This is a genomic window from Modestobacter caceresii (assembly GCF_000761485.1).
Classification (GTDB): Bacteria; Actinomycetota; Actinomycetes; order Mycobacteriales; family Geodermatophilaceae; genus Modestobacter; species Modestobacter caceresii.
In genome coordinates this window covers 1-26082 of record NZ_JPMX01000015.1, presented here as the reverse complement: position 1 = coordinate 26082, position 26082 = coordinate 1, and the positions used below count along the sequence as shown (strand labels likewise).

General features: G+C 73.4%; 24 protein-coding genes. 7 read left to right on the top strand and 17 right to left on the bottom strand.

Annotated features, from left to right (window positions below; genetic code table 11):
- Positions 1 to 41 precede the first annotated feature (41 nt).
- From IN07_RS05055 to IN07_RS05010, 10 genes are all read right to left on the bottom strand, one after another.
- Complete coding sequence (locus tag IN07_RS05055; protein WP_036334056.1) at positions 42 to 875, bottom strand: carbohydrate ABC transporter permease; 834 nt, start codon at positions 873 to 875, stop codon at positions 42 to 44.
- Complete coding sequence (locus IN07_RS05050) at positions 875 to 1813, bottom strand: carbohydrate ABC transporter permease (protein WP_231557999.1); 939 nt, start codon at positions 1811 to 1813, stop codon at positions 875 to 877. The genes IN07_RS05055 and IN07_RS05050 overlap by 1 nt, the downstream gene beginning before the upstream one ends.
- A 20-nt stretch (positions 1814 to 1833) precedes the next feature.
- Positions 1834 to 3039, bottom strand: coding sequence for an extracellular solute-binding protein (locus IN07_RS05045; protein WP_231557998.1), 1206 nt, complete (start codon positions 3037 to 3039; stop codon positions 1834 to 1836).
- Between the two features lie 287 nt (positions 3040 to 3326).
- Entirely contained in the window at positions 3327 to 4565 is a 1239-nt protein-coding gene (locus IN07_RS05040; protein WP_036334050.1) for a DUF4032 domain-containing protein, read from the bottom strand.
- A gap of 156 nt (positions 4566 to 4721) precedes the next feature.
- Positions 4722 to 5513 (bottom strand): TetR/AcrR family transcriptional regulator, encoded by a 792-nt coding sequence (locus IN07_RS26195; RefSeq protein WP_231557997.1) that lies wholly within the window; start codon positions 5511 to 5513, stop codon positions 4722 to 4724.
- Between the two features lie 191 nt (positions 5514 to 5704).
- Complete coding sequence (locus tag IN07_RS05030) at positions 5705 to 6142, bottom strand: helix-turn-helix domain-containing protein (RefSeq protein ID WP_036334048.1); 438 nt, start codon at positions 6140 to 6142, stop codon at positions 5705 to 5707.
- Positions 6143 to 6272: 130 nt separating this feature from the next.
- Positions 6273 to 6803, bottom strand: a complete 531-nt coding sequence (locus tag IN07_RS05025; protein ID WP_036334047.1) for a CinA family protein — start codon at positions 6801 to 6803, stop codon at positions 6273 to 6275.
- A complete protein-coding gene (gene pgsA / locus IN07_RS05020; RefSeq protein WP_036334046.1) occupies positions 6800 to 7480 on the bottom strand; it encodes a CDP-diacylglycerol--glycerol-3-phosphate 3-phosphatidyltransferase in 681 nt (226 codons plus the stop codon). The genes IN07_RS05025 and pgsA overlap by 4 nt, the downstream gene beginning before the upstream one ends.
- A gap of 4 nt (positions 7481 to 7484) precedes the next feature.
- The gene (gene rimO, locus IN07_RS05015) at positions 7485 to 8954 is read right to left on the bottom strand and encodes a 30S ribosomal protein S12 methylthiotransferase RimO (protein WP_036334045.1); all 1470 of its coding nucleotides are present in this window, start codon (positions 8952 to 8954) and stop codon (positions 7485 to 7487) included.
- 75 nt (positions 8955 to 9029) lie between these two features.
- On the bottom strand, positions 9030 to 11546 hold the full coding sequence (locus IN07_RS05010; RefSeq protein ID WP_036334044.1) for a DNA translocase FtsK: 2517 nt from the start codon (positions 11544 to 11546) through the stop codon (positions 9030 to 9032).
- A gap of 106 nt (positions 11547 to 11652) precedes the next feature.
- Between IN07_RS05010 and IN07_RS05005 the strand changes: the two genes are divergently transcribed.
- The 3 genes from IN07_RS05005 to IN07_RS04995 all read left to right on the top strand — a co-directional run bounded on the left by IN07_RS05005 (position 11653) and on the right by IN07_RS04995 (position 14924).
- Positions 11653 to 13626, top strand: coding sequence for a S9 family peptidase (locus IN07_RS05005; protein WP_036334108.1), 1974 nt, complete (start codon positions 11653 to 11655; stop codon positions 13624 to 13626).
- Positions 13627 to 13707: 81 nt separating this feature from the next.
- Positions 13708 to 14250 carry a sigma-70 family RNA polymerase sigma factor gene (locus IN07_RS05000; protein WP_052090842.1) on the top strand — a complete coding sequence of 181 codons (543 nt, stop codon included), beginning with the start codon at positions 13708 to 13710 and terminating at the stop codon, positions 14248 to 14250.
- Complete coding sequence (locus tag IN07_RS04995; protein ID WP_036334043.1) at positions 14247 to 14924, top strand: anti-sigma factor family protein; 678 nt, start codon at positions 14247 to 14249, stop codon at positions 14922 to 14924. The genes IN07_RS05000 and IN07_RS04995 overlap by 4 nt, the downstream gene beginning before the upstream one ends.
- A 123-nt stretch (positions 14925 to 15047) precedes the next feature.
- On the opposite strand, the gene IN07_RS04990 is transcribed toward IN07_RS04995, so the two are convergent.
- From IN07_RS04990 to thyX, 6 genes are all read right to left on the bottom strand, one after another.
- Complete coding sequence (locus IN07_RS04990) at positions 15048 to 16454, bottom strand: CSLREA domain-containing protein (protein WP_052090840.1); 1407 nt, start codon at positions 16452 to 16454, stop codon at positions 15048 to 15050.
- Positions 16455 to 16664: 210 nt separating this feature from the next.
- The gene (locus IN07_RS04985) at positions 16665 to 18371 is read right to left on the bottom strand and encodes a ribonuclease J (RefSeq protein WP_036334042.1); all 1707 of its coding nucleotides are present in this window, start codon (positions 18369 to 18371) and stop codon (positions 16665 to 16667) included.
- Positions 18368 to 19276 (bottom strand): 4-hydroxy-tetrahydrodipicolinate synthase, encoded by a 909-nt coding sequence (gene dapA, locus IN07_RS04980; RefSeq protein ID WP_036334041.1) that lies wholly within the window; start codon positions 19274 to 19276, stop codon positions 18368 to 18370. Before dapA ends, IN07_RS04985 begins: the two co-directional genes overlap by 4 nt.
- Before the next feature lie 10 nt (positions 19277 to 19286).
- Positions 19287 to 19895, bottom strand: coding sequence for a dihydrofolate reductase (locus IN07_RS04975; protein WP_269429946.1), 609 nt, complete (start codon positions 19893 to 19895; stop codon positions 19287 to 19289).
- Entirely contained in the window at positions 19892 to 20713 is an 822-nt protein-coding gene (locus tag IN07_RS04970; protein WP_036334040.1) for a thymidylate synthase, read from the bottom strand. Before IN07_RS04970 ends, IN07_RS04975 begins: the two co-directional genes overlap by 4 nt.
- Positions 20714 to 20759: 46 nt before the next feature.
- Positions 20760 to 21512 carry an FAD-dependent thymidylate synthase gene (thyX, locus tag IN07_RS04965; RefSeq protein ID WP_036334039.1) on the bottom strand — a complete coding sequence of 251 codons (753 nt, stop codon included), beginning with the start codon at positions 21510 to 21512 and terminating at the stop codon, positions 20760 to 20762.
- A 279-nt stretch (positions 21513 to 21791) separates the two neighbouring features.
- On the opposite strand from thyX, the gene IN07_RS04960 reads away from it, so the two are divergent.
- Positions 21792 to 22388 (top strand): toxin-antitoxin system HicB family antitoxin, encoded by a 597-nt coding sequence (locus tag IN07_RS04960; protein ID WP_197058360.1) that lies wholly within the window; start codon positions 21792 to 21794, stop codon positions 22386 to 22388.
- 15 nt (positions 22389 to 22403) lie between these two features.
- Complete coding sequence (locus IN07_RS04955) at positions 22404 to 23219, top strand: DUF4097 family beta strand repeat-containing protein (protein ID WP_036334038.1); 816 nt, start codon at positions 22404 to 22406, stop codon at positions 23217 to 23219.
- A gap of 13 nt (positions 23220 to 23232) precedes the next feature.
- Here the strand turns inward: IN07_RS04955 and IN07_RS04950 are convergent, their stop codons facing one another.
- Positions 23233 to 24459 (bottom strand): winged helix-turn-helix domain-containing protein, encoded by a 1227-nt coding sequence (locus tag IN07_RS04950; protein ID WP_052090852.1) that lies wholly within the window; start codon positions 24457 to 24459, stop codon positions 23233 to 23235.
- A 107-nt stretch (positions 24460 to 24566) separates the two neighbouring features.
- On the opposite strand from IN07_RS04950, the gene IN07_RS04945 reads away from it, so the two are divergent.
- Positions 24567 to 25196, top strand: coding sequence for a GNAT family N-acetyltransferase (locus IN07_RS04945; protein ID WP_231557996.1), 630 nt, complete (start codon positions 24567 to 24569; stop codon positions 25194 to 25196).
- Complete coding sequence (locus IN07_RS04940) at positions 25193 to 25858, top strand: DUF2461 domain-containing protein (protein WP_036334036.1); 666 nt, start codon at positions 25193 to 25195, stop codon at positions 25856 to 25858. The genes IN07_RS04945 and IN07_RS04940 overlap by 4 nt, the downstream gene beginning before the upstream one ends.
- The last annotated feature ends 224 nt before the right edge of the window (positions 25859 to 26082 follow it).

Here is a 26082-nt window from a genome sequence, read left to right as displayed (position 1 = left end):
GTTCGTCCCTTTCACGATCAGCATGGGTCGGCGGGAGGGCGTCAGCCCTTGACGGCGCCGTTGGTGAGGCCGGCGACGATGCGCCGCTGGAACAGCAGGACCAGCACGATGACCGGGATGGTGACGATGACCGCGGCAGCCGCGATCGCACCGGTCGGGTCCTCGAACTGGGAGGCGCCGGAGAACAGGCCCAGCGCCGCGGGCACGGGTCGCGCCGCCTCGGTGGAGGTGAGCGAGATGCCGTAGACGAAGTCGTTCCAGGCGATGAAGAAGGCGATGATCGCCGTGGTGAAGACGCCCGGCGCAGCCAGCGGGACGATCACCTTGCGGAACGCCTGCCAGGTGGTCGCGCCGTCGACCTGCGCGGCCTGCTCCATCTCCCAGGGGATCTCCCGGAAGAACGCCGACATCGTCCAGATCGAGATCGGCAGCGTGAGGGACAGGTACGGGATGATCAACCCGGGCCAGGTGTCGTAGAGGCCGATGTTGCGCCACAGGTTGAACAGCGGCGTGACGATCGAGATCACCGGGAAGATCGCCACCGCCAGCGCCGTCCCGAGGATGAACTTCTTCCCCGGGAAGTCCAGCCGGGCGATCGCATAGGCGGCGAACATGGCCAGCAGGCACGAGATCGCCGTGGCGATCAGGCAGATGCCGAACGAGTTGCGCAACGCCGGCAGGAACAGGTCGCTGGCCCCGCCGGTGAGGATCAGGGAGTAGTTCTCCCACGTCGGGGCGCCGGGGAGGAAGTTGCCGTTGTTCAGGGCGCTGGGCGCCTTGAACGACAGTGACACGATCCAGGCGATCGGGAACAGCGCGTAGATGACGATCGCCACTCCGGCGACGCCCCACCAGGTCTTCTCCTTGGTGGACATCAGCCTTCCCCCCTCGACTGGGACAGGTCGACCTTGAAGCCCTTGATGAAGCTCATGGCGATGAACACGACCGCCAGGAACAGCAGCACCGAGACCGCCGACCCCAGCCCGATCTCCAGCCGCGAGATGGTCTGCCGGTAGGCGAGGAAGGAGACCGACTCGGTCGCGTTCGCCCCGCCGGTCATGATGAAGATGCTGTCGAAGACCCGGAACGCGTCCAGGGTGCGGAACAGCAGGGCCACCATGATCGCGGCCTTCATGTTCGGCAGGGTGACCTTGCGCATCCGCTGCCACCAGCTCGCACCGTCGACCTTCGCCGCCTCCTGCAGCACCTCCGGCACCTGGGCGAGCCCGGCCAGCAGGAGCAGCGAGATGAACGGCGTGGTCTTCCAGATCTCGGCGAGACAGATGACCAGCAGCGAGGTCCAGGTGCCGCCGAACCAGTCGGTGTCCCCACTGATGCCCGGCACCCAGCCGAACCAGGTGTTGACGAAGCCGGTCTGGATGTCGAACGCGAACTGCCAGGCGAAGGCCGACACCACGGTGATGACCGCGTAGGGGATGAGGATCGCGGCCCGCAGCACCGGCCGGATCGTGCTCAGGGCCTTGGCCATCACCATGGCGAGGGCGAAGCCCAGGACCAGCTCCACGGCCACGGTCACCAGGGTGATGAACCCGGTGACCAGCAGGGACCGCCACCACAGCCAGTCGCTCAGGATCACCGCGTAGTTCGACAGCCCGGTGAAGGACCGGTTGTCCGGGTCGGTCAGCCGGAAGTCGAAGAGCGAGTCGTAGACCGCCTGGGCGATCGGGTAGGCGGTCACCAGCAGCATCACCGCCAGGGCGGGGCCGGCCAGCAGCCAGCCGAGCTTCCGCTCGCTCTTGGCCCGGTCACTGGTCGTCCCGCCGGGGGCGGAGACCGGTTGGGTCTTCTCCACCGGGGGGAGCGTGGTCTGCGTCACAGCAGCTGCTCCTTCCGCAGCACGGCGTTGATGAGCTCGGCGGCCGCCTCGGGGGTCTGCTCCGGCTCGACCGACGACGGCGGGTGGTAGACCCGCTGGATCCCGCCGGAGACCTCGCTGTAGTACGGGGTCTGCGGTCGGGGCGCCGCCAGCTCCAGGGAGTCCCGGATGGTGGGGGCCATCGGGAACTGCTCGAGCACCTCCGGGTCGTCGTAGACCGCGGTGTCGGAGGCCGGGTTGCCGTTGGTGACGAAGTAGTAGGCCTGGTTCTCCGTCGAGGTGATGCACTCGGTCGCCTCGTAGGCGAGCTCGGGGTACTGGCTGAAGGCACCGACGCCGAGGTTGATCCCGCCGTAGGGCGGCGCGGCCGGGGTGTCGGCGTCCACCCGCGGGTAGATCGCCCAGCCGTAGTCCTCGGGCACCGAGGCGTCCATGGTCCCGGCCTCCACGGCGGACAGTGCCCGGGGGTAGACGAACGGGTAGTTCACGTTGAACCCGCCGTTGGGGCCCTCGAACGCCGTCGCGGTGGAGTCCTCGTTCGCCGTCGACAGCGCCGGGCCGACCGTCCCGCTGGTGCCGATCATCCGCATCACCTCAGCGGCACGGATGCCGGCCTCGGACGTGAGCCCCAGCTCGATCTCCGACGGGTCGGTGGAGTTCTCCTCGATGATCGACCCGCCGGCGGACTCGATCAGCGCGTTGAACCAGACGGTCAGCGCCTCGGCACGGATGCCCTGCACGCCGACCTGCACGTCGGCGGCCTGGGCTGCCTCCACGATCTGGTCCCAGGTGACCGGCTGGCTCATGTCCAGCCCGGCCTGCTCGACGACCGACTCGCGGTACCAGAGCAGCTGGGTGTTGGCCCAGAACGGGACGGCGACCAGTTCGTCGTTCCAGGTCGAGCCCTCGACCGCGCTCTCCACCACGTCCTCGGTGACCCGCTCGGCGACGTCGGAGGGCACCGGCGCGAGGAAGCCCGCCTCGGCGAACTCCGGGATGAACGGCGGGTCCAGGCTCATGATGTCGATCGAGGCGTCGTTCGCGGCCAGCCGCCGGATCAGCTGCTCCCGCTGCTGGGAGGCCTCACGGGGCAGCACGGCGGTCTCGATCGCGTACTGGCCGTCCGCGGCTTCCGTGCACCGGGCGGCGATCTCGGCCTGCCCCCCGGAGTCGGGGTTGGTGTACCAGGTGAGGGTCGGCACACCCCCCTCGTCGCTGCCACAGGCCGCGAGCGCGGAGCTCAGGAGACCAGCCGCCGCGGCACCGGACAACGCCCTGCGCCACCTGCGGGAGTGGAACGGACCGGCCCGACCGGTCTGCACCCTGTCGCTTCCGACCTTGCTGACGTCCGGCACCGGACCACCGCCTCCGTTGGCGCCAGGTGACCTCGTGTCACCGTGGAACTCGGAGAGTGGCCTTGCTCACAACGACTGTCAACCGGAGCGAGACCTCACCGTTTCCTCTCGCCGAGTGGTCCCGGCGAACGCCCTCAGCGGGCTTCGGAGCGGTGCGCGATCACCGACGGCGTGGTGAGCTGAGCGGGCATCCGGGGCAGCACGTTCTGGACGTAGGAGCGCACCGCGACCCAGGTGCCGACGTCGAACCCGGCCTGCTCGGAGAGGAACCAGCGGTGCTCCAGCACCTCGTGGAAGACCTCCGCGGGCTCGAGCCGGCCGGCCAGCTCGTCGGGGACCGCGCCCACCACCGGCAGGTACACCTCGGTCACCCAGCGGTGGCCGGCGACGGCCTCCGGCACCGGGCTGCCGCCGCGCTGCTCCAGGTAGGCCCGGTAGGAACGCAGGTCGTTGAGCAGCCGCTGTGCCTGGTTCTCCTGCACCTCCAGGCCGGTCAGCCGGAGCAGCTCACGCCGGTGCTGTCCGGGCTCGGCGACCCGGGTCTCCACCCGCAGCCGCGCGCCGTCCCCCGAGGTCACCAGCTCGATCTCGCCGACGTCGAAGCCCAGGTCGTTGATCCGCTGGAGTCGCTCGGCGACCCGGATCGCCTGCTCGTCGGCGCGGAAGACCTCCTCCCGGGTCACCTCCTCCCAGAGCGCCTCGTACCGGATCGGCAGGCTCTCGGCGATCTCGATCGGGTCGATCTCCGGTGACAGCAGCTCGCCGGCCTGCAGGTCCATCAGCTCGGCCCCGACCCGTTCCCGCGCCAGGTCGACGTCGTAGGCGCGCTTGCGGGCCGACAGCGTGGGGTGCCGCTCCGCGGTCTCCGCGTCGACCATGTAGGCGGTGAAGGTGCCGGCGTCCAGCCGGAAGAGCGTGTTCGACAGGGAGCAGTCGCCCCAGTAGACGCCGGCCAGGTGCAGCCGCACCAGCAGCTCCACCAGCGTGTCCAGCAGCTTCATCGGGTCGTCCGCGGCACGTGGGCCGGAGAACAGGTACCGGTAGGACATCGAGTACTCGAGGTACCGGGTGACCAGGATGGCCTGCTGGTCGTCGGGCCGGTCGACGCAGATCCCCAGCACCGACACCGAGGGCAGCCCCTCGCCCTCGAACTCGGCCAGCAGCGCGTACTCGTGCCGGGCCAGCGGCTCGGCGATCTCCTTGAGCGCGAAGACCCGCCCCTCGGAGGCGGTGAAGCGGACGACGTGCCGCGAGATGCCCCGTTGCGGCACCTCGAGCAGCAGGGCCTCGTCCCACTCCTCCAGCGGCTGGTGCCACGGCAGGGACAGCAGGCCGGCGGCCTCGGTGGCCGGGGGCCGGAACAGGTACCGCATCACGCGCTCCGCTGGTGGTCTGGCACGGGTCCGGCTCTGGGCGCCGCCCGACACGATGTCACGTCACCGGGTCGACGGCCCGCTGTGCCGGCTGGACGGCGCTCGGCCGTCCCGGTCCACGGGGACCGGGACGGCCGAGGGAGCGGCGCGGGTGGGTCAGCCGACGAGCTGTCCGGTGACGACGGCGGCCTGCGCGGCCCGCTCCTGCACCGTGCCCGGCTGCAGCACCAGGCCGAGCAGCCAGCGGCACACCAGCTCGGCCTCCGGGCGGGAGATCCGCAGCGCCGAGCCGAGGGTGACGACGACGTCGCCCCAGCGGTCGGCGTCCAGCCCCATCATCTGCACGAGGGTCTCCGGCTCGGTCTCGGCCAGCCGGCGCAGCACCGGGTGCCCGCCGACCTCCTCGGCGAGCGCGGGGACGGCGACGGTCAGCGGCAGCTCGGCGGCGAGCGCGGCCAGCCGGTCCAGCTCGAAGGCGATCAGCGCGTGCGCCACGTCGTCCTTGGTCCGGAAGTGGTTGTACAAGGTGGCCTTGGCGACGCCGGCGGCGGCGGCGACGTGCTGCATCGTGGTCTTGCGGACCCCACGCTCGGCGAAGGCCGTGCGTGCCCCGTTGAGCAGGCCGCGCCGGGTGCGGCTCATCGGCACACCGGCCCGCCCGGGGCGGCGGGTGTCCTGACGCGGGGCGGTCGGGCGCGGGGCGGGGACGGCGACGGTCAGCGAGGGCACCGGCGCGGTCACGTGGTGGCCGGGTGCCGGCGGCTGCAGGAACGCGGCGCCGGCCGGGACCGGGGTCGTCAGGTGCTGCCCGCCCGCAGCCGCGGCCTCGGCGGCCGCGGACTCGGCGGCGTCGGCCTCCAGCACGGTGACCCCGCCCCGGCCGGTGACGGTCGGCACCGGGAGCGAGGGGTGCTGCGGCAGCGGGGGGCGGGATCCTGGGGAAGACATGGACACTTTGTGCCCGTTCCGTCGCACTGGGTCAAGGAGGTGGACCCTGAGCGCAGTTCGTGTCGCGCCCACCCGCCCGCGCTGGACGAATCAGACCGACAGCGACCGGCCCGGCGCAGGAGGCCGCGACCCCCATCCCGTCCGCAGGCTCGCACCGAGCCTGCGCGGGGTGAGGAGGACGGGGTCCTTCCTCAGGCAGCGAGCGAGACGGCCCCACGGGGGCGGGCGGCCGCACGGGCCGACTGGCCACTGCCCACGAGGGCCAGGGCCGGCTCGGCGACCGGCGCCGCGGCAGCCTCCTGCTCCGCGGGCACGTCCGTCGCGGCCGCGGCCGCGTCGTCGTCGCCGGCTCCCGGGCGGGCGACCGCGACCGGGCGGACCGGGTGCCCGGCCGGGTCGGCGAGCCGCATCTCCAGGCTCACCTCGGCCAGCAGGTCGGCCAGCTCCACGTCCAGGGCGTCGCAGATGGAGGCCAGCAGCTCGGAGGACGCCTCCTTCTGGCCACGCTCGACCTCCGAGAGGTACCCCAGGCTCACCCGGGCCGCGCCGGAGACGTCGCGCAGCGTCCGCCGCTGGCGCAGCCGGTGGCCCCGCAGGGTGTTCCCCAGCTGGGTGCGCAGCAGCGTCATGGCCGTCTCCTGTCCACTCTGACGAGCAGGTCGAACGAGCAACGCCACCGACCGGATCGGCCGGGAGACGCCGTGTGCTCACCGTACGCGGCCATGACCCGGGTCACCGTGCCGGTGGAGGTCCGTCCGCTCATGGCGTAACACCCCCGCCGTCCTCCGCCTTCCCGGGGAGCGCGTGCTCGGCGAGCCGGCCCAGCAGCCGCGCCATCGCCTCCTGCACCGCCCCGGCACGCACCGCGGCCCGGTCGCCGGGGAGGTCCAGCTCGTGGACGACGGTGACCAGCCCGTCACTGAGACCCACGTAGACCCGCCCCGGCCCGTGCTCGTCGACCGGGTCGGGACCGGCCACCCCGGTGATCCCGACGCCCCAGGTGGCGGCACAGCGGCTGCGGATGCCCTCGGCGAGCGCGGCCGCGGTGGGCTCACTCACCGGGCCGGAGGCGGCCAGCAGCTCCGGGGCGACCCCGGCCAGCGTCGTCTTCAGGTCGGTGGCGTACACGACCGCTCCCCCGCGCAGGGTGGCGCTGGCGCCGGGCACCGCGGCGAGGGTCGCGCAGAACAGGCCGGCGGTCAGCGACTCGGCGGCCGCGACCGTCTCACCGCGGGCCAGCAGGGCTGCGTGCACCCGCTGCGCGGTCCCCGCAGCGCCCGGCGAGCTCACGCCACGGTGCCCCGGCGGCCACCAGCGGCGCCGGGCTCGTCGCCCGCGCCTGCCCGCCTGGTCGCCGCGGCCCGCATGGCGCGCGCGCTGGTGCGGCGCAGCTTCACCGCCCGGTAGACGTAGTCGATGCCGGTGGCGACGGTCAGCACGAAGGCCGCGGCCATCACCCACCAGCGGGCCGACCCGAAGAGCCCGTCGATCGGCAGGATGTACATCCCGATGGCCAGCGACTGGAGCACGGTCTTGGCCTTGCCGCCGCGGCTGGCGGCGATCACCCCGTGCCGGATGACCCAGAACCGCAGCAGGGTGACCCCCACCTCGCGGACCAGGATGGTGAGCGTCACCCACCACGGCAGCAGGTCCAGCACCGACAGGCCGATGAGCGCCGTACCGGTGAGCGCCTTGTCGGCGATCGGGTCGGCGAGCTTCCCGAACTCGGTCACCTGGTTGGTCCGGCGGGCGATCATGCCGTCCAGCTGGTCGGTGATGATCGCGACGACGAAGAAGAGGGTGGCCCAGGCACGACGCCCGTCGTCCGCCCCACCCTCGGACAGCAGCAGCACCGCGAACAGCGGCACGACCGCCAGCCGGAGCATGGTCAGCGCGTTGGGCAGGTTGAGCAGGCGGGTGCTCTCCGGCGGCGTCGCCGCCGGGTCGGCCGGTACACCCGTGCTCATCCGGTCAGACCCCGGCCGTCTCAGCGACAGCCGTCGCGGCAGGCGCGGGCAGCAGCGCGCGGGCGACCAGGTCGACGCCCTCGGTGTCGACCACCTCCGCCCGCACCACCTGTCCGGCGAGCGCGTCGCCGGGCACCCCGGAGACCGTCGTCGTGCCATCGGCGTCCGGGTCCTGGTGGGCGGCGTGGCCGGCCCAGGTGCCGGGCTCGTCGTCGACCGACAGGTCCTCGGTCAGCAGCACCTCCGCGGTGCTGCCGATCCGCTCCTCGGCGCGCTGGGCGGTGAGCTCCTCGACCAGGTCGGTGATCCGCCGCACCCGGGCGTCGATCTCGTCCTGGTCCAGCTTGCCGGGCAGGCCGAGCGCCTCGGTGCCGTCCTCGTCGGAGTAGCCGAACACGCCGACGGCGTCCAGCCGCCCCTCGGTGAGGAACCGCTCCAGCTCGGCGACGTCGTCCTCGGTCTCCCCGGGGAACCCGAGGATGACGTTGGTCCGGAAGCCCGCGCCCGGGGCCAGCGCCCGGGCCCGCTCGATGATGCCGAGGAAGTCCTCGGTGCCGCCGAAGCGCCGCATCCGGCGCAGCAGCGTCGGTGAGGAGTGCTGGAACGACAGGTCGAAGTAGGGGGCGATGCCCGGGGTCGCGGCGATCACCTCGAGCAGGCCCGGCCGCAGCTCCGCCGGCTGCAGGTAGGCCACCCGCACCCGGACGACGCCGTCGATCGCGGCCAGCTGGGGCAGCAGCTTCTCCAGCGAGCGCAGGTCGCCGGTGTCCTTGCCGTAGGAGGTGGAGTTCTCGCTGACCAGGACGATCTCGGTGACGCCCTGGGAGGCCAGCCACTGCGCCTCGCCGAGCACCTCACCGGCCGGCCGGGAGACGAACGACCCGCGGAAGGTGGGGATCGCGCAGAAGGAGCAGCGCCGGTCGCAGCCGGAGGCGATCTTCAACGCCGCCGACGGGCCGCTCGCCAGCCGCTTGCGCCGCAGCCAGTCGTGGCCGGGGATGCTCGGCGCGTCGGGGGCCTGGGTCGCCGCGCTGCGCTGCACCGGGCTGATCGGCAGCAGGGTGCGCCGGTCCTGCGGGGTGTGCGGGACCAGCGGCCGGCCGGTGAGGACGTCGTCCAGCCGGTCGCCGATGGCGCCGTAGTCGTCGAAGCCGAGCACGGTGGCCTCGGGCAGCGCCCCGGCGAGCTCCGCGCCGTACCGCTCGGCCATGCAGCCGACGGCGATCACCTCGGCGCCGGAGTCGGTGGCGGCGAGGATCGCGTCCACCGAGTCCTTCTTCGCGCTCTCGATGAAGCCGCAGGTGTTCACCAGCACGGCGTCGGCGGCCTCGCCGTCGGCCACCAGTTCGTACCCGTCGCCGGCCAGCCGGCCGGCGAGCTCCTCGGAGTCGACCTCGTTGCGGGCGCAGCCGAGGGTGACGACGGCGACGCGCCGCGGAGCGGGACCGGCGGGCTGCCCTTCGGGGGATGTCATGGGTCTGGGCAGGGCTGGCACCGCACCATCGTAGGCGCCGTCCCACATCCCGCCCGGCGCCACCGGATCGCCCTGCTACTGGCTCCCGCGCAGCGTGAACATGACCGACTCCAGCTCGTCGGGCTTGATGAGCACGTCCCGGGCCTTCGAGCCCTCGGACGGCCCGACGATGCCCCGGCTCTCCATCAGGTCCATCAGCCGGCCCGCCTTGGCGAAGCCCACCCGCAGCTTGCGCTGCAGCATCGAGGTGGAGCCGAACTGGCTGGTGACGACGAGCTCGACCGCCTGGACCAGCAGCTCCAGGTCGCTGCCGATGTCCTCGTCGATCTCCTTCTTCTCCCCCGCAGCGGCGGTGAAGACCTCCTCGCGGTACTCCGGCTCGGCCTGCCGCTTGGTGAACTCGACGACCGCCTCGATCTCGGTGTCCGAGACGTAGGCCCCCTGCACCCGGATCGGCTTGCCCGCCCCGATCGGCAGGAAGAGCGCGTCGCCCATGCCGATCAGCTTCTCCGCACCCGGCTGGTCGAGGATGACCCGGCTGTCGGTGAGGCTGGAGGTGGAGAAGGCCAGCCGGGAGGGCACGTTGGCCTTGATCAGGCCGGTGACGACGTCGACCGACGGCCGCTGGGTGGCCAGCACCAGGTGGATCCCGGCAGCACGGGCCTTCTGGGTGATCCGGACGATCGACTCCTCGACGTCCCGCGGCGCCACCATCATCAGGTCGGCGAGCTCGTCGACGATCGTGAGGATGTACGGGTAGGGCTGGTACACCCGCTCGCTGCCGGGCGGGGCGGTGATCTCCCCGCGCTCGACCTTCTTGTTGAAGTCGTCGATGTGCCGCACCCCGGTGGCGCGCATGTCCTGGTACCGCTGCTCCATCTCCTCCACCAGCCAGGCCAGCGCGGTCGCGGCCTTCTTGGGGTCGGTGATGATCGGCGTGATCAGGTGCGGGATGCCGTCGTACGGGGTCAGCTCGACCATCTTCGGGTCGATCAGGATCATCCGCAGCTGCTCGGGGGTGGCCCGCAGCAGCAGCGAGGTCAGCAGCGAGTTGATGCAGCTGGACTTACCGGCACCGGTGGCACCGGCCACGAGCAGGTGCGGCATCTTCGCCAGGTTGGCGCAGACGAAGCCGCCCTCGATGTCCTTGCCCAGGCCCACCAGCATCGGGTGCGGGTCCTGCTTGGCGACCTGCGAGCGCATGACGTCGCCCAGGCTCACCGTCTCGCGGTCGGTGTTGGGCACCTCGACGCCCACCGCGGACTTGCCCGGGATGGGCGCCAGGATCCGGATGTTGTCGTTGGCGACGGCGTAGGCGAGGTTCTTGGTCAGCGCGGTGATCTTCTCGACCTTGACCGCGTTGCCCAGCTCGATCTCGTAGCGGGTCACCGTCGGGCCGCGGGTGAAGCTGGTGACCGCGGCGTCGATGTTGAACTGCTCGAGCACCCCGGTGATCGCCTCGATGGCGACGTCGTTGGCCTTGGACTTGGCCCGCGGCGGGGTGCCCGCGCGCAGCACGCTGACCGAGGGCAGGGTGTAGGCGCCCTCGACCGGCTGGATCCGGAGCTGCTCGGGCTCCTCGATCGGCGGGAGGTCCTCCGGCGGAGCCGTGCGGTCGATGATCGCCGGACGGCGGACCGGCACGGGCTCGGGGGCCGGCTCGTGGACGACCGCCTCCGGGGCCTCGTCCAGCGCACCGAGGTCGATCGACCCGGTGTCCAGGGTGTCCTCGACCGCCGGGGCCGCGGCCTTGCGTCCCTTGCGGACCCGCGGGACCGGCTCGGTCGCCGGCTCCTCGTCCTGGTACTCGTCGTAGTCGCCGTACTCCTCGTCGCCGTCCCGGCCCAACTGCCGGTCGGCCCACTCCCGCAGGCGTTCGGGCACCTGGTGCACCGGCGTGGCCGTGACGACGAGCACGCCGAAGAACGCGAGCAGGACCAGCAGCAGCACGGTGACGATCGGGCCGACGCCGGCGGTCAGCGGCATGCCGACCGCCCACCCGAGCAGGCCACCGGCGCCGGTCCGGTCCGCCGGGTCGGCGTCCGGTCCGACGACGTGGGCGACGCCGACGACGGCGGCGATCACGCTGAGCCAGCCGATCATCAGCCGCCCGCGCGACTCCGGGTGCGGGGGGTGCCGCAGCAGCCGAAGCGCGACCAGCAGCAGAACGACCGGCAGGGCGACGGTGAGCGCGCCGATCGTCCACTCGACGCCGGTGGCGAGGCCGGCGCCGACCGGGCCGATCCCGTCGGTCCAGACCGCCGCGCCCAGCACGATCGCCAGGCCCAGCACCGCGAGGCCGACGCCGTCCCGGCGGTGCTCGGGGCCCAGCGGCTCGGCCTCCTCCGGCCGGGCGACCGAGCGCGCCACACCGCCGGCGCTGCGGGCCAGCAGGCCCCAGGCGCCGGACGCGCAGCGCCAGAGACTGCCGGCGAGCGTGCCCTGCTTCTTCTTCGGCGGCGGCCGGCGGGCCGCGGTGGACCCGCGCTTGGCCGGGGGGCGCTTCTTGGCTGCGGTGCTGCCCGAGCGCGGGCGAGCAGGGGCGCTGCCGCGTGCAGGCGCCCGGTTCGACGTCGACGCGCGAGCAGGCATGCGTCAGACGGTAATCGGGATGCCGGTGGCCGGGGTCCATTCAGCGCCGCGTGTCCGGCTCGGGCTCAGCTGACACCCAGCCGCCCGGCTGGCTAGCGTGACCGGGGTGACCGCCCCCGAGCAGACCCTCCCCCACGGCAGCTGGCCGACGCCGATCACCTCCGAGCTGGTGGTGCGCGCCGCGGCCAGGCTCGGCGAGGTCGTCGTGGACGGCTCCGGGGACGACGCTGACGTCTGGTGGGCCGAGGGCCGGCCCAGCGAGGGCGGCCGCACCGTGCTGGTCCGCCGCACGCCGGACGGGACGACGACCGACCTGCTCCCCTCCCCCTGGAACGCCCGCACCCGGGTGCACGAGTACGGCGGCGGCGCCTGGACCGTGGCCGCCGGCACCGTGTGGTTCACCGACTTCGCCGACCAGCGGCTGTACCGGGTGGCGCCGGGCAGCAGCGAACCGGTCGCGGTGACCCCTGAGCCGGAGGTCCCCGCCGGCGTCCGGTTCGCCGACCTGCACGCCGACGGCGACGGCGTCCTGGCGGTCCGGGAGACCCACACCGCCGCCGGCCTGGCCGCCGAGGTCGTCAACGAGGTGGTCCGGGTCGACGCCGACGGCACCGTGGAGGTGCTGGTCAGCGGGCCGGACTTCGTCTCCGACCCGCGGCGGGAGCCCGACGGCCCCGCGCTGGCCTTCCTGCGGTGGAACCACCCGGACATGCCGTGGGACGCTGCCCAGCTGGTGGTCCGTGACGGCGCGGGCGATGAGCACGTCATCGCCGGCGGGCACGGTGAGTCGGTCGTCCAGCCGGTGTGGGGCGCGGACGGCGCGCTGTGGTGGCTCTGCGACCGCACCGACGTCTGGTCGCTGTACCGGCGCCGGCCGCACGGCGAGGTCGAGCTGGTGTTCGACGCCGGCAGCGACATCGCCGGGCCGCAGTGGGTCTTCGGGCAGAGCCGGTTCGACCTGCTGGACGACGGCCGGGTCGCCCTCGCCTACGGCCGGGACGGCGCCGACCGGCTCGCCGTGCTCGACACCGACGGCACGGCGCGCGAGTTCGACCTGCCGTACTCCGCCTTCGGCCAGGTGCGCGGCACCACGGACGGCGTGGTGTGCGTGGCCGGCGGCCCGGCGTCCGAGGCGGTCGTCCTCCGGGTCGGTCTCGACGGTGCCCCCGAGGTGCTCCGCCCGGCCCGCGACCTCGGCCTCGACCCGGCCTGGTTCTCCCGCCCCCAGCACGTCACCTTCCCCACCGAGCCCGGGCCCAGCGGGGTCGCCGAGGCCCACGCGCTGGTGTACCCGCCGGCCAACCCGCAGGTCACCGGCCCGGACGACGAGCTGCCGCCGCTCCTGGTGCTCGTGCACGGCGGGCCCACCGCCGCCGCCCGGTCGGTGCTGGACCTCGGCGTCCAGTACTGGACCTCCCGCGGGTTCGCCGTCGCCGACGTCGACTACCGCGGCTCCACCGGCTACGGCCGGCGCTACCGGGAGGCGCTGAAGGGGCAGTGGGGCGTCGCCGACCTGGACGACGTCGTCGCCTGCGCCCGGTACCTCTCCTCCGGCGACGGCCCCGCCGGGCTGCGCGTCGACCAGGCGCGGCTGGCGATCCGCGGCGGCTCGGCCGGCGGGTACACCACGCTGGCCGCGCTGACCTTCCGCCCGGGCGTCTTCGCTGCCGGGGCCAGCCACTACGGCGTCGCCGACCTGGCCGCGCTGGCCGCCGACACGCACAAGTTCGAGTCCCGCTACCTCGACGGGCTGATCGCACCGTGGCCCGCCGGCGCCGACGTCTACGCCGAGCGCTCGCCGATCAACGCGACCGACGCACTGGGCACCCCGCTGGCGGTGTTCCAGGGCGACGAGGACCGGGTGGTGCCGCCCGAGCAGGCGGAGCTGATGGTCGCGGCCCTCCGCGCCAAGGGCGTGTCGCACGCCTACGCCCTCTTCGCCGGAGAGCAGCACGGCTTCCGCAAGGCGGAGAACATCCGCACCGCCCTGGACGGCGAGCTGTCCTTCTACGCCCAGGTGCTCGGCTTCGGCCTGCCCGAGGCGGAGGGGATCACCCCGATCGAGGTCGTGGGTCCGTAACGGCGGCACGAGACCCGGTGAACCGATCCGGTCCCAGCGCCGTACACACCCGTAGGGCATCCGGCGATCGGGAGGTGGGACATGGTGCGGCAGCTGCGACCGGCCGGGACCGGCCACCTCGACGTCCCGGCCGCCTACGCCGCGCACGGGCCGGAGCTCTACCGCTTCGCCCTGCGCCACCTCGGTGACCAGGGCGCCGCCCAGGACGTCGTGCAGGAGGTGTTCCTGCGGGCCTGGCGGTCCGCGGGGTCCTTCGACCCCGGACTGGCCAGCCTGCGCACCTGGCTGTTCGCCATCGCCCGCAACCTGCTGGTCGACGAGGCGCGACGCGGTGCGGCCCGCCCGTGGCAGCGCCAGCTCACCGACGGCACCCGGCACGACGACCACAGCCCGCCCGGACCTGCCCTGGACGAGCGCCTGGTCGACGCCTGGGTGGTCGAGGAGGCGCTGCGTCGGATCGGGGCCGAACACCGGGCCGCGATCGTGGAGACCCACCTGCGCGGCCGGCCGCACGCCGAGGTCGCGGCGGAGCTCGGCGTACCGGTGGGCACACTGCGCAGCAGGGTGTTCTACGGCCTGAAGGCACTGCGGCTGGCGATGGAGGAGATGGGGGTGGAACCGTGAACGAGGATCAGGCGCACCGCGCACTGCGCGAGGAGCTCGGCGTGTACGCCCTGGGGGCGGGCAGCCCCGACGAGCGCGCCGTGGTGCGGGCGCACCTGGAGGGGTGTGCCGCCTGCCGCGCCGAACTGGCCGAGCTGGCCCCGATCGCCGCCCGGCTCGCCGACGCCGACCCCGACCGGCTCGACGAGGACCCGGCGCCCCCGCCCGGGCTGGCCGACGCCGTCCTGGCCCGGATCGCCGCCGAGGGCGCACTCCCCCGGGCCGACCCGGCCGGGCGCCGTCGACGGACCCGGCTCGCCGCCGGTTCGCTGGTGCTGGCCACGGCTGCCGCGGCCTTCGCCGTCGGCTGGCTGGTCCGGCCGGTCCCGCCCCCACCGCCGCTGGAGAGCGTGGCCGTCGAGGTCACCGACCCGGACATCACCGCGACCGCCGACGTGGTGCCGCACACCTGGGGGGTGGAGGTGAAGCTCGCCGGAGCCGGCTTCACCTCCGGGGAGGTCTACCGGGTCACCGTCCTCGAGGACGACGGGGACGCGGCGCCCGCCGGGGCCTTCCTCGGCACCGGTCCGGCGGAGCTGTTCTGCAACCTCAACTCCCCGGTCCTGCGCGGCGACGCCGAGGGCTTCCAGGTGGTCGACGCCAGCGGCGCGGTCGTGCTGCGCTCGACCTTCTGAGCATCGTCCCGGCCGGCGCTGAGCACGTCCGGGCCACGCGCTCCGGCCGCGTCGGGTGGCAGGGACTGCCCCCGACGCGGCCGGAGATCGTGCTGTCGGCCGCTCGTGTCGGCCGTCGGTCGGTCAGGGAGTCGCCGGCACCGTCTCCCCGTCCACGGTGAGGCCCGAGCCGGGGCCGTCCTGGAAGACGTTCGGGCCGACCGGTGCAGAGTTGCCGCGGACAGCCGTGCGGGTCACGGTCATCGTCCCGGTCGCGGAGTTCCAGAGCCCTCCGCCCTCGGCTGCAGCGGTGTTGCTCGTCACCCGGCTCCGGTCGATGTCCACCGTTCCGGCGCCGGTCAGGTGCAGGCCGCCGCCGTTGCCGGGACTGTCACCGGTGGAGTTGCCGGTGAGGAGACTGCGCTCGAGCGTCGTCGTGCCGACGTTGGCCTCGATGCCGCCACCGGCACGCGTCGCGGAGTTGCCGCTGATCAAGGAGCGGTCGACCAGGAGGGTGCCCTGGTCGTTGAGGATGCCGCCACCGGAGCCGGACGCGCCATCGGCGACGTTGTCCTTGATCGCGGAGCGGGTGACGACCAGCGTCCCGGACTCCCCCGCCTCCTGGAACAGGCCGCCGCCGCCCATGGTGGCCTCGGCACCGCTGGCGGTGTTCCCGACGACGATGCTGCGGTCCACGGTCATGGTGCCGAGACCGGAGTTCCACAGCCCGCCGCCCTCGGACGCAGCCGTGTTGCCGGTCACCGCGCTGCGCTCGACGTCCACGGTGCCGGCGCCGGTGAGGTGCAGGCCACCGCCGTTGCCGGGACCGTCGCCGGTGGAGTTCCCCGACAGCCTCGACCAGGAGACGGTCGTCGTCGACCCGTCGCTCGCCTCGATCCCCCCGCCGGCCCGCACCGCGCTGTTCCCGGTGATCGCGCTGCGCTGGACCTCCAGGGTGCCGGCATTCCGCAGGCCGCCGCCGGAAGCGGGCAGCCCCGTCCCCGCCGCCACCCCACCCGTGACCGTGAGGTCGCGCACTGACAGCCAACCGCCGACGAGCACGTCGAAGCCACGGTCGATGCCCTGGGCATCGACCGTGCCCCCGTTGCCCTTGATGGTGATCTCGGCCCTGATGTCGAGGTCACCCGTCGCCGAGTCGTCCTCGCCGGCCGCATCGCCGTTCCTGAGGGTGAGCAGGTAGGTGCCCTTGCTCAGCTCGATCGTGCCACCACCCGACGCGTTGGCCTCCTGTACCGCGGCACGGAGCGAGCACTCCTCGTGGACGTCGGCGCAGCGACCGTCCCCGGGGCCGGCGTCGACGGTGTCGGCCGTGGTGGTGACCCGGATGCCCTGCTGCCGGTCCCGGTCCTTCTGCTTGCCGTGGTACCGGTCGTCGTCCCCCCGGTTGCCCTGGTGCCGGTCGCTCTGGTCCCGGGCACTCTCTTGCCCCTCGCCCGCGGCCCATGCGTCGTGGGCCAGAGCTGGACTGCCGGCCAGCAGGCTGATTGCCAGCGCTGACGCCGCAGCACCCGCCAGTGATCTGGTGCGCATCTGTCGTCTCCTCGTCGATCGGTGTGGCCGGCGGACGAACACCGGACACCGGTGGGTACGCAGGGCGCGGGCACCCGTTCGATCGGAGAGCTGAGGATCTGTCGCCGCGGGCTCCGACAGCCTCGCGCCCCGGCGTGGCCTGACGGTTTGATGAGATGTGCACCACAGCCCGTCAGGGTCCGCCCTGGGGACAGCGGCTCAGCGAACGGATCAGACCTCGAGGACGGTGGGGATGATCATCGGGCGGCGGCGGTAGGTGTCCGACACCCACTTGCCGACCGTCCGGCGGATCACCTGGGACAGCCGGTGGGCGTCGATCTGGTCGTCGGCGGCCAGGGCCCGCTTCAGCTCGGCCTCCACCAGGACGAGCGCCTCGGTGAAGGCGGCCGGGTCGTCGGAGAAACCCCGGGTCGACAGGTGCACCGGCCGGACGATGGTGCGGGTCGAGGGCTCGATGACCACGGTCAGCGCGACGAAGCCCTCGTCACCGAGGATGCGTCGGGCCTGCAGCGACTCCTCGCCGACGTCGCCGACGTTGAGCCCGTCGACATAGACGTTGCCGATCGGCACGCTGCCCACGATCGACGCCTTGCCGTCGACCAGGTCGACGACGACGCCGTCCTCGGCCAGCAGGATGCGGTCTCGGCTCATCCCGGTCTCCTGGGCCAGCGCGGCGTGCGCCCGCAGGTGCCGCCACTCCCCGTGCACCGGCATCAGGTACCGCGGCTTGGCCACGTTGAGCAGGGTGCGCAGCTCCCCGGCCGGGGCGTGCCCGGAGACGTGCACGCGGGCCGTCTCCTTGTGCACCACGGTCGCGCCGAGCCGGGCGAGGCCGTTGATCACCTTGTAGACGGCGGTCTCGTTCCCGGGCACCAGCGAGGACGCCAGGATGATCGTGTCGCCGGCCTCGATGGTGACCTGGTGGTGCTCGCCGCGGGCCATCCGGCCCAGCGCGGACAGCGGCTCACCCTGCGAGCCGGTGCTGACCAGCACCACCTGCTCCGGGGGCATCGCGGTGGCCTCGTCGAGCTTGACCATCAGGCCGGGTGCGACCCGCAGGAGGCCGAGGTCCTGGGCGACCCCCATGTTGCGGACCATCGAGCGGCCCACCAGCGCCACCTTGCGGCCGTGCTCGGCCGCGCAGTCGAGCACCTGCTGGATCCGGTGCACGTGACTGGCGAAGCTGGAGACGATCAGCCGCTGGGAGGCGCGCTCGAAGACCGAGTCCAGCACCGGGCCGATGGTGCGCTCGGAGGTGACGAACCCGGGCACCTCGGCGTTGGTGGAGTCGCTCAGCAGCAGGTCGATGCCCTCGAACCCGAGCCGGGCGAAGGCACCGAGGTCGGTCAGCACGCCGTCGAGGGGCAGCTGGTCCATCTTGAAGTCGCCGGTGTGCACGAGGGTGCCCGCCGGGGTGTGCACCGCGACGGCCAGCGCGTCGGGGATGGAGTGGTTGACGCTGATGAACTCGCAGTGGAACGGCCCGGCCAGGTGGTCGTCCCCGGCCGCCACCTCGACCAGCACCGGGTCGATCCGGTGCTCGCGCAGCTTGGCCTTGACCAGCGCGAGGGTGAACCGGGAGCCGACCAGCGGGATGTCGGCGCGCAGCCGGAGCAGGTAGGGGACGGCGCCGATGTGGTCCTCGTGCCCGTGGGTGAGGACGACGGCGGCGATGTCCTCCAGCCGGTGCTCGATGACCCCGAAGTCGGGCAGGATCAGGTCGACGCCGGGCTGCTCCGCCTCGGGGAAGAGCACCCCGCAGTCGATGACCAGCAGCTGGCCGTCGAACTCGAGCACGGCCATGTTCCGGCCGATCTCCCCCAGCCCGCCCAGCGCCATCACCCGCAGGCCACCGGCCGGGAGGGGCGGCGGGGCCTTCAGGTCCAGGTGGGGCTGCGGGGAGTTCGACGTCGTCACAGCACGACACCTCCGGCGGCGAGGTCCACGCGCAGCTGCGCCACCTGCTCCTCGGTGGCGTCCACGAGCGGCGGGCGCACCGGGCCGGACGGGAGCCCGAGCTCGCGCAGCGCCGCCTTGACCATGATCGTGCCCTGGGTGCGGAAGATGCCGGTGTACACCGGCAGCAGCTCGTCGTTGACCTCCCGCGCCCGGGCCAGGTCGCCGGCCTCGACGGCGGCGATCAGCTCGGCCAGCCGGGTGCCGACCAGGTGCCCGACGACGCTCACCACACCGACGGCGCCGACCGCGAGCAGCGGCAGGTTCAGCATGTCCTCGCCGGAGTAGTAGGCGAGGTCGGTGCGGGCCAGGGTCTGCATGAGGGCGCCGAAGTCGCCCTTGGCGTCCTTGACCGCGACGATGTTCGGGTGTTCCGCGGCGCGGACCAGCGTCTCCACCTCGATGGGGACCACCGAGCGCGGCGGGATGTCGTAGAGCATCACCGGCAGGTCTGTGGAGTCGGCGACCGCGGTGAAGTGCCGCAGCAGGCCGGCCTGCGGGGGCTTGTTGTAGTAAGGGGTGACGACGAGCAGGCCGTGCACGCCGAGCCGGGCCGCCGACTGGGCCTTCTCGATGGAGTGCGCGGTGTCGTTCGTGCCGACGCCGGCGACCACCATGGCCCGGTCACCGACGGCGTCCAGCACGGCCTCGAGCACCGCGTGCTGCTCGCCGTCGCTGATGGTCGGCGACTCACCCGTGGTCCCGAAGACGACCAGGCCGTCGTGCGACTGCCGGTCGACGAGGTGCGCGGCGAGCTCCTGGGCGCCGGAGAGGTCGATCGTGCCGTCCTCGGCGAGCGGGGTGACCATCGCCGTGAGCACGCGCCCGAACGGTCGGGCGGGGTCCGTGGTCGTGGCCGGGGTCATGGCCTGGAATCTACCGGCCCGCCCCGACACCGCCGGACCGCCCTGCGGCGGCCCAGGTCTGCTCGTGCTCGGCGAGGACGCGGGCCACGGGGTCCGGAGCGGCCGTCCCCCGTCCCCACTGGGTGACCCGGAATCGGAGCCCGGTCGTCGACTCCGACCAACCGGGGTCGGGCACCCGCGTACCCGGCGCCCAGTCCGGGCCCGGGCGGGGCGCCCACGTGTCACCCGGCAGCTGCACGTCGACCTCGGTCACCACCAGCTCGTCGGCGTACGGGAGGAACGTGCCGTAGACCGCCCCGCCGCCGATCACCCACAGGTCGCCGTCCAGCGCAAGCGCCTCGGTCACCGACCGGACCACCTCGGCCCCCGGCTCGGCCGCGTCCAGCGTCGAGCTGAGCACCACGTTGCGGCGGCCCGGCAGCGGCCGGTACCTCGCCGGCAGCGACTCCCAGGTGCGGCGGCCCATGACCACGGTGCCGCCCACGGTCAGCGCCTTGAACAGCCGGAGGTCCTCGGGCAGCTGCCAGGGCAGCGCGCCGTCCGCGCCGATGACGCCGCCGTCGGTGGTCTGGGCCCAGACCATCCGCACCGTGCGTCGCGGGGTCGTCGGCTCGGTCACACCGCCACCGCACCCCGGATGGCCGGGTGGTGCCGGTAGTCGACGACGTGGAAGTCCTCGTAGCGGTGGTCGAACAGCGACGGCGCCGGATCGATCTCCAGCTGCGGGAAGGGCAGCACCTCCCGGGAGAGCTGCTCGCGCACCTGGGGCAGGTGGTTGCGGTAGATGTGGCAGTCCCCGCCGACCCAGATGAAGTCGCCCGGCTCGAGGCCGACCTGCTGGGCGACCATCCGGGTCAGCAGCGCGTAGCTGGCGATGTTGAAGGGGACGCCGAGGAACAGGTCGGCGCTGCGCTGGTAGAGCTGGCAGGAGAGCTTGCCGTCGGCGACGTGGAACTGGAACAGCGCGTGGCAGGGAGCCAGCGCCATCTCCGGCAGGGCGGCCACGTTCCACGCCGAGACCACCATCCGCCGGGAGTCCGGGTCGGTGCGCAGCGTGTCCAGGACGGCGGAGAGCTGGTCGATCGACCCGCCGTCCGGCGTGGGCCAGGACCGCCACTGGACGCCGTAGACCGGGCCCAGGCTGCCGTCCTCGGCCGCCCACTCGTCCCAGATCGAGACGCCGTGCTCCTTCAGCCAGCCGACGTTGCCCTCGCCGCGCAGGAACCACAGCAGCTCGTAGGCGATCGACTTGAAGTGCACCGACTTCGTCGTCACCAGCGGGAAGGAGCTGGACAGGTCGTAGCGCAGCCGCTCCCCGAACAGGCTCAGCGTGCCGGTGCCGGTGCGGTCGTCCTTCGGCGTCCCGGTCTCCAGGACCCGACGGAGCAGGTCCTCGTACTGCGTGTCGACCTGCTGCTGGACGGCCACCTCGGCCATGTCGACTCCTCGTCGCGATCGTGGGTGGGGATGGGACGGTGGCGGGTCAGCCCTCGGCGACCAGCGGGCTCGCGGCGACGGCGGTTCCGTCGGAGAGCTCGCTGATCCGGAAGTCACCGAAGACGTGCGGGGCGGCGTCCTGCAGCTCGCGCAGGCAGGCGATGGCCAGCTCGCGGATCTCGACGTCGGCGTGCTCGCTGGCCCGCATGGCCACGAAGTGCCGCCAGGCCCGGTAGTTGCCGGTGACGACGATGCGGGTCTCGGTGGCGTTCGGCAGCACCGAACGGGCTGCCTGCCGGGCCTGCTTGCGGCGCAGCGTCGCGTTCGGGACGTCGGCGAAGCGCTTCTCCAGCCCCTCGAGCAGCTCGGCGTAGGCGGCCAGTGCGGCATCGGTGGCGGCGAGGAACTTCTCGTGCAGCTCGGGGTCCTCGGCGATCACCGCCGGCTCGACGACCGCGGCGTCCCGCTCGGGCACGTAGCGCTGGGACAGCTGACTGTAGGAGAAGTGCCGGTGCCGGATCAGCTCGTGGGTCAGCGACCGCGAGACGCCGGAGAGGTACATGGTCACGGTGCCGTGCTCGAGCACCGACAGGTGACCGACCTCGAGGATGTGCCGCAGGTAGCCCTCGTTGGTCGCCGTGGTCGGGTTCGGCTTGGTCCAGGACTGGTAGCAGGCCCGCCCGGCGAACTCCGCCAGCGCCTGCCCGCCGTCGGCGTCGGTCTCCCAGGGCACGTCCGCCGGCGGGGTGAACTGCGTCTGCGCGACGACCTGCACCTTCAGGGGGGCGATGGCGGGCACCCGTCGAGGGTACGGGGAGAGGCCGCCGTCCCTGCACCAGCGGGGATCTCCTGGACCCGGAGGGCGACCGCAGCACCACCCGCCTCACCCGGCTGCGATCTCACGCGTGACGTCGCCGTGCCCTTGCTGTGACGTCATTATGGTGTCATCCTGGCGTCATGGAGAACTGGACACACCTCGAGGACCTGCAGAAGGCCGTGGCGCCACGCCTGCCGAAGAGGCCGCCGGACGCACAGCCGCGTACCCGGCACCGCCACGGTCGCCGTCCACGCTGGCTCGGTGGCGGGTCGCAGTGAGCCACCCCTCCCCCGGGCCACCGCCGGCGCCGCCGACCCCGGCGACCGCCCGGCTGCAGCTGACGTCACGATGGCGGCCATGGACCTGACCGACTACGTCGACGCCCTCCGCCGCTCACTGACCGCGACCGCGGCAGCCGGCACCGAGCAGGCGCAGGAGACCGCCCGGCTGCTCGCCGAGGCGCTGGAACCCGCCGTCCGGCTCACCGTCACCGAGGCCCTCTCGGCGATGGCCGCCGAGGTCACCGCCGCCTGGGACGGCGGGCTGGTCGACATCCGGGTCCGCGGCCGCGACCCCGAGGTCGTCGTCGTCCATGCGCCCGAGTCCGGCCCCGAGTTCGACCCGGCCCCCGGTCCACCCGTGGAGGAGGCCGACCCCGAGGACGACGGAGCGGTCGCCCGGATCAGCCTCCGGCTCCCCGAGGCACTGAAGTCCCGCGCCGAGACGGCCGCCGCCGCGGCCGGCCTCTCGCTCAACGCCTGGCTGGTCCGCGCCGTCGCCGACGGCCTGCGGGAACCGACCGACCCACCGCGCTCTGCGCGCGGCCCGCGCCGCTACTCCGGCTTCGCCCGGAGCTGACCCCCTGGAGCACCCATGACCGTCCGCCTCCACCGCTTCCCACTCGGGAGCTCCCCCCGCACCCTCGAGGTGCGCGACCCTGCCGGCTCCGTCCTGGTCCAGGCGGTGGACGGCGCCACCGAGATCGTGGTCGCCATCGAGGCCCTGGACGGCACCGCCGAGCAGTTGCTGGACCGGGTCGAGGTCTCGACCACCGACACCGCGCTGCGGATCGGCGTGCCCGAGCGGCGCATCGGCCGCACCCCGCGGTACGGGATCGAGGTGACCACCCCGCCCGACGTGCCCGTCACCATCGCGGTCGCCTCGGCCGACGCCACGGTGCGCGGCCGGCTCGGCCACGTCACCGTCACCACGGCCAGCGGGGACGTCTCGGTCGAGCACGCCGCCGCGCTCCAGGTGCGGTCGGCCAGCGGCAACGTGCGGAGCAGCCGGGTCGACGGTCCGTCGACGGCAGCCACCGCCTCCGGCGACCTGCAGCTGGACGACACCCGTGGCCCGGTCGACGTGCGCACCGCCTCGGGCGACGTGGTGCTGGGCCGGGCCGCCACCGACGTGTCCGCCAAGACCGCGTCGGGCGACGTCCGGATCGAGCGGGCGGTCGCCGGGACGGTCCGGGTCGCCACGGTCTCCGGCGACACGACCGTCGCCGTGGAGCCGGGCCTGCGGGTGTGGCTCGACGTGCAGAGCGTCTCCGGCCGACTGACGTCGGACCTGGACGACGAGGTGCCCGGCGCGACCGGCGACCCGGGGGCGCCCCTCTCGCTCCTGCTCACCTCGGTCTCCGGCGACCTGCGCCTGCGCCGCGCTGCGCCGTCCTCCCCGGCACACTGACCGGGGCGGTCCGTCAGCCCCGGTCGTCCCCTCCGGCGACGGCGAGACCCAGGGCGTCGGCCAGGTCACCGCGCCCGTTGACGACGACCTGGTCCAGGGCCAGCCAGCCGGCCATCAGCCGGAGCTCGTCGGCCAGTGCCGCGGCGACCTCTACGGCATCGACACCCGGCTCGGCGAAGGCGCCCTGGACCCGCAGCACTCCGGCCTTCCGGTCGGCCTTCAGGTCGACGCGGGCGACGAGCCGGTCGCCGAGCAGGAACGGCAGCACGTAGTAGCCGTGCACCCGCTTCGCGGCCGGCGTGTAGATCTCCAGCCGGTACCGGAACCCGAAGATGCGCTCGACCCGCGGCCGCTCCCACACCAGGGAGTCGAACGGGGACAGCAGCGCGCGGGCCCGGATCCACCGTGGCCGTCGCGCCTGCGGGTCCAGCCAGGCCGGCCGGTTCCAGCCCACCACCTCGACCGGTTGCAGCTCGCCGGCGTCGGCCAGCTCGGCGATCGCCGTCCGGGCGTCGACCGGGGCGAGCCGGAAGTAGTCGCGCAGGTCGGTCTCGGTGGCCACCCCCAGAGCCCGGGCCGCCGTCCGGACCAGCTCCCGGATGGCATCCGGCCGCTCCGGGGTCGGCGCCTGGAAGACGGCGTGCGACAGCACCCGCTCCGGGAGGTCGTAGACCCGCTCGAAGCCGGCCGTGCGCCCCCGCGCGGTGAGCGCACCGGTGAAGAACAGGTACTCCAGCGCGGCCTTGCCGGCGTGCCAGTTCCACATGCTGCCCGGCCGGTTGGGCCGTTCCTCCTGCAGCTGGCTGGCCCGGATCGGCCCGTCGGTGCGCACCCGCGCCAGCAGCGACGCCACGTACTCCGGACGCTCCTGCTGCACCCGGGTCATCGAGCCCCAGGCCTCTCGGTCGGCGGCGGCCATCCGCCAGCGCAGGTGCGGGTGCAGCCGGACGGGCAGGAACGACGCCTCGTGCGCCCAGTACTCGAAGACGTCGTGCCGCCGGTTCGAGACGGCGTCGAGGTCGCTGCGCGGGTAGGGCCCGAGCCGGCTGAAGAAGGGGAGGTAGTGCGACCGGGAGAGCACGTTGACCGAGTCGATCTGCACCACGGCCAGCCGCTCGGCGGTCCGGCGCAGCTGCCGGGTGCCGACGCCGCCGGTGGGCCGCGGCTCGGCGAACCCCTGGGCGGCCAGGGCGATGCGGCGGGCCAGCCCGGCGGGCAGCCGCTCGACGGAGGACGTCACCCGGTCGATCCTGCCCTGCCGGTCCGACACTGCCACCCGACCGACTCAGGGGTGCCACGCGTGCCCCCCCCGTCCACGCTGGGCGGGGCCACCCACTGCGGCCGGGCGTGCCCGAACGGGACGCCGACGACAGCGACCCCACCGCCTACGCTGCCCCGGTGGAGCTGCCGAGGGGACGCGGCCTGACCGGCCGCGCCGACGTGTCCGTACGACCGGCGACGATCGCGGACGCGGAGGCGATCGCCCGCGTCCAGGTGGTCACCTGGCGGACCGCCTACCGCTCGCTCCTCCCGGCACAGGTGCTCGACGAGTGGGACGACGATGCCGCCGCGACGAGCTGGCGGACGGCAGTGGCCGCGCCCCCGACGTCCGGGCACGGCGTGCTGGTCGCCGTGGAGTCGGGCACCGCGGTCGGGTTCGCCGCCTACGGCCCGACGGACGACCCCGGCGCCGCCGAGCTCGCCACCCTGCTCGTCGAGCCCCGCTGGGGACGGCGTGGCCACGGGAGCCGACTGCTCGCCGCGGTCGCCGACCTGGCCACCGAGCGCGGGGTCCACTCCCTGCAGACGTGGGTCCCCGAGGACGACGTGGTGACCGGACGGTTCCTGGGGTCGGCGGGTTGGGCAACGGACGGCTGGACACGGACGCTGGACACCGGCGCCGCCCCGCTGTCCCAGCTCCGCTGGACGGCGCTGCTGGACGACGACGCCCACGACGAGGAGCGGGCAACACCGTGACGTTCTCCGGCTTCCCCGACGAAGCACTCGTCTTCTACGAGGGCCTCGAGGCCGACAACAGCAAGACCTACTGGACCCAGCACCGGGCGAGCTACGACGACCACGTCCGGGCGCCGCTCCAGGCGCTGGCCGACGAGCTCTCGCCGGAGTTCGGCACACCGAAGCTCTTCCGGCCGTACCGGGACGTGCGCTTCAGCACGGACAAGACGCCCTACAAGACCCACCAGGGGGCCGTGTTCCATCCGGACGGCGCCGGCCTGGGCTCGGTCTACGTGCAGGTGTCCGCAGACGGGCTCCGCGTCGCCGGTGGCTGCTGGCGCCTCCAGCCGGACCAGGTGGAGCGGTACCGCCGGGCCGTCGGCGACGACGTGCAGGGAGCCCGGCTGGCGGACGTGGTTCGCCGGCTGCGCGACGCGGGCTACGAGGTCGAAGGGGACCAACTGATCCGCACACCACGGGGCTGGCCGGCGGACCACCCGCGGGTCGAGTTGCTCCGGCACAAGTCCCTGCACGGGTCCCAGCAGTGGACGCCGGCGGACTGGCTGCACACCCGTGCGGCGCTCGAGCGGGTCCGCGATGCGTGGCGCGCCTTCTCGCCGCTGAACCGGTGGCTCGATGAGAACGTCGGGGCCACCAGCACACCGGCCGATCGTCGTCGTTGACCAGTAGCGTCACGTGACGTGGCGTCCGCGCTCGGCGACCCGCACACGGGTGCGGGGCTCGGCTGGTCCTGGTGCGGCAGTCCCGCTGCTCCACCGACACCGAGAACGACATGGTGGGGCCGGTTCGTGCACCGCTGAACGTCGCTCGCGATGCCGGCCCGGAAATGCAGGAACGGGGCCACAGCCGTAGCTGTGACCCCGTCCTGGGAGTTATGTCCGGCGGC

Bases quoted from the DNA above. Each gene is read 5' to 3' on its own strand.
- IN07_RS05000 (WP_052090842.1), top strand. From the start codon at position 13,708: ATGGTGCGGCAGCTGCGACCGGCCGGGACCGGCCACCTCGACGTCCCG.
- IN07_RS04955 (WP_036334038.1), top strand. From the start codon at position 22,404: ATGACCGTCCGCCTCCACCGCTTCCCACTCGGGAGCTCCCCCCGCACC.
- IN07_RS04990 (WP_052090840.1), bottom strand. From the start codon at position 16,454: ATGCGCACCAGATCACTGGCGGGTGCTGCGGCGTCAGCGCTGGCAATC.
- IN07_RS05010 (WP_036334044.1), bottom strand. From the start codon at position 11,546: ATGCCTGCTCGCGCGTCGACGTCGAACCGGGCGCCTGCACGCGGCAGC.
- IN07_RS05040 (WP_036334050.1), bottom strand. From the start codon at position 4,565: ATGCGGTACCTGTTCCGGCCCCCGGCCACCGAGGCCGCCGGCCTGCTG.
- IN07_RS05055 (WP_036334056.1), bottom strand. From the start codon at position 875: ATGTCCACCAAGGAGAAGACCTGGTGGGGCGTCGCCGGAGTGGCGATC.
- IN07_RS26195 (WP_231557997.1), bottom strand. From the start codon at position 5,513: ATGTCTTCCCCAGGATCCCGCCCCCCGCTGCCGCAGCACCCCTCGCTC.
- pgsA (WP_036334046.1), bottom strand. From the start codon at position 7,480: ATGAGCACGGGTGTACCGGCCGACCCGGCGGCGACGCCGCCGGAGAGC.
- rimO (WP_036334045.1), bottom strand. From the start codon at position 8,954: ATGACATCCCCCGAAGGGCAGCCCGCCGGTCCCGCTCCGCGGCGCGTC.
- IN07_RS04970 (WP_036334040.1), bottom strand. From the start codon at position 20,713: ATGGCCGAGGTGGCCGTCCAGCAGCAGGTCGACACGCAGTACGAGGAC.
- dapA (WP_036334041.1), bottom strand. From the start codon at position 19,276: ATGACCCCGGCCACGACCACGGACCCCGCCCGACCGTTCGGGCGCGTG.
- IN07_RS05030 (WP_036334048.1), bottom strand. From the start codon at position 6,142: ATGACGCTGCTGCGCACCCAGCTGGGGAACACCCTGCGGGGCCACCGG.